Raw genomic sequence first — 1,901 nt, 5'->3', positions numbered from 1 at the left:
TCCCGTTCTAGGGCGTTGGAGTCCATAACGCAATCCGGAACGTCTTCGCCTTCGCGGAAAATGCCGGATTGTTTGAGGAGTGCGTCAACCAGGGTGGTTTTGCCGTGGTCAACGTGGGCGATAATGGCGACGTTGCGAATTGGGAGCGTCATAGAAGCTTTTGGTGAACTCTAGAGGGGGTTTTGAGATTTACATTTTAATGCTAGGCTGATTTAACAGAATTAAGTATGATTAGCAAACTCTGTAAAGAACCTTTAATAATTCTAGCGTAATCGTCACAATTGCGGTGAGGTTTATCAAGGCGGCATTGCGATCGCCTGAGTATATGTCCCCGTAAAAAGGGTTCGGAAATATTTGGACTTGATGTTGGGTTTCACTTCCCTTCGGGTGTCTACGTTCTACCCAACCTAGGAATGATTAAATTTCATAGCCTTTTTGTGGTGTTCTGTATTTAAGTACTTGACCAAACTAAAAATGAAGGGTGAAGATAAGTAGGGGAAACGGGGGGAGAATTAACCGTAAGGTTGATGTAGTGGATTAGTAGACTGATTTTAAATAGTAAAAATGTACTAATTCAATAAATTTAAACTAAAATATGTGTAAGTGACCATTAAAAATAGCTAAGATAGTTAACCAGTCTTAATTTGCGAGTCTGATTATGATTGATTGTCTAAATGTGGCTCGCTACTTCATTATCAGAGCTTACGAAGACAGTATAGAAGCAGAAATGACCAATATGAAGGTTCAAAAGCTTCTGTATTACGCGCAAAGCTTACATTTGGCGATGTATGATCAGCCATTGTTTGAAGAAGAAATACAAGCATGGCGCTATGGCCCTGTTTGTCCTCCGGCTTACAGGTTTTACAGTGAATTTGAAGCTAAACAATTACCTATTCCTAGTCAAGAATTACTGTTAGAGATGGCTGAGGATAAGAGACAGCTTCTAGAAGAAGTATGGGAATATTTTGGTGGCTACCATGCTTATCAACTTAGTGGTATGACCCACTTGGAGTTTCCTTGGAAAAAGGCGCGTAAAGGTTTGCTACCTGAAGCTAGCTCAACTAAGCCAATTCTTCTTGAAGATTTGAAAGCATTGGGACATCAGAAACTAGACCAAATAGAACGTGACCATCCTGCTTATCAATTCGTAATGCGGGAAATTTTAAAGGGCGCTTGTACTTCGGAACCATCAACTCGTATTCGTCAAGGAGAAGTGCATGACTGGCTCAACTCCCTTCTCGATTGAAAAATCCGATAATTTCAACCGTTCTTTCAAAAAACTCGCAAAAGCCTACAGGTCGGATTTTGTTGAGTGTGTCGCAAAAGTTTTGGAAGATTTAATTGAAGATCAATATCCTATCAATTCTCGTAACGAACCTTTACCTGGAAAGATTGAATTACCTCAAGGATAGTTATTTCACAAGCTGGAGTTGAAGGTATCTAAAGGCGCTTCAGGACAAATTAGATTAATGTATTTAGTCAATACAACTGATTGTGTAATCAAGCTTGTGTGGATTTATATAGGACTCCTATTTGATTTCTGAACAAAATTAAGAGAAAATACGGTGAGGCGTACAAGTCTAAGAGTGAACAATGAGAAGTCAGCATTCACAAACTGCCACACTGACAGTAGGAGTATCGCAGGAACAGTCAACAGAGGGAATGGTAGTGGAGGCGATCGCGGAACTACAAGATTTTATAACTCTGCGTCCAGATGCGCGTGAAGTAAGGAAAGCTTTGGCAGTCAAGTTGGTTTATCAAGGTTACTTGTATGATCAGATTCAAACAATTCTAGATGTATCACGAGGCAGGGTTAGCGCGTCTCAAACCCTATTGACAGGGGGATTATGGCAAAGGTATTGAGTTTGAGAGACCCGCAGCCAGCACAGAAAGCATATAGC

3 protein-coding genes and 1 pseudogene are annotated in these 1,901 nt (G+C 40.7%); 3 read left to right on the top strand and 1 reads right to left on the bottom strand.

Annotated features, from left to right (window positions below; all coding sequences use genetic code 11):
- On the bottom strand, nucleotides 1-152 hold a 152-nt coding region (locus V7K25_RS14355), incomplete at its 3' end, for a GTP-binding protein (protein ID WP_335155359.1).
- Between the two features lie 506 nt (nucleotides 153-658).
- Between V7K25_RS14355 and V7K25_RS14350 the strand changes: the two genes are divergently transcribed.
- The 3 genes and pseudogenes from V7K25_RS14350 to V7K25_RS14340 all read left to right on the top strand — a co-directional run.
- Nucleotides 659-1,246, top strand: a complete 588-nt coding sequence (locus V7K25_RS14350) for a Panacea domain-containing protein (protein WP_335158955.1) — start codon at nucleotides 659-661, stop codon at nucleotides 1,244-1,246.
- Nucleotides 1,218-1,412, top strand: coding sequence for a hypothetical protein (locus V7K25_RS14345; RefSeq protein WP_292798333.1), 195 nt, complete (start codon nucleotides 1,218-1,220; stop codon nucleotides 1,410-1,412). Before V7K25_RS14350 ends, V7K25_RS14345 begins: the two co-directional genes overlap by 29 nt.
- Nucleotides 1,413-1,593: 181 nt before the next feature.
- Nucleotides 1,594-1,818, top strand: a pseudogene (locus tag V7K25_RS14340) (IS630 family transposase); the annotation flags it as partial.
- Nucleotides 1,819-1,901: the final 83 nt, after the last annotated feature.

The sequence above is a fragment of the Nostoc sp. genome, assembly GCF_036919495.1.
Lineage (GTDB): Bacteria > Cyanobacteriota > Cyanobacteriia > Cyanobacteriales > Nostocaceae > Nostoc.
This window is presented reverse-complemented; position numbering and strand designations above follow the sequence as displayed.

What these genes read in the sequence shown, in the direction of transcription:
- V7K25_RS14350 (WP_335158955.1), top strand. Translation starts at nt 659, where the DNA reads ATGATTGATTGTCTAAATGTGGCTCGCTACTTCATTATCAGAGCTTAC.
- V7K25_RS14345 (WP_292798333.1), top strand. Translation starts at nt 1,218, where the DNA reads ATGACTGGCTCAACTCCCTTCTCGATTGAAAAATCCGATAATTTCAAC.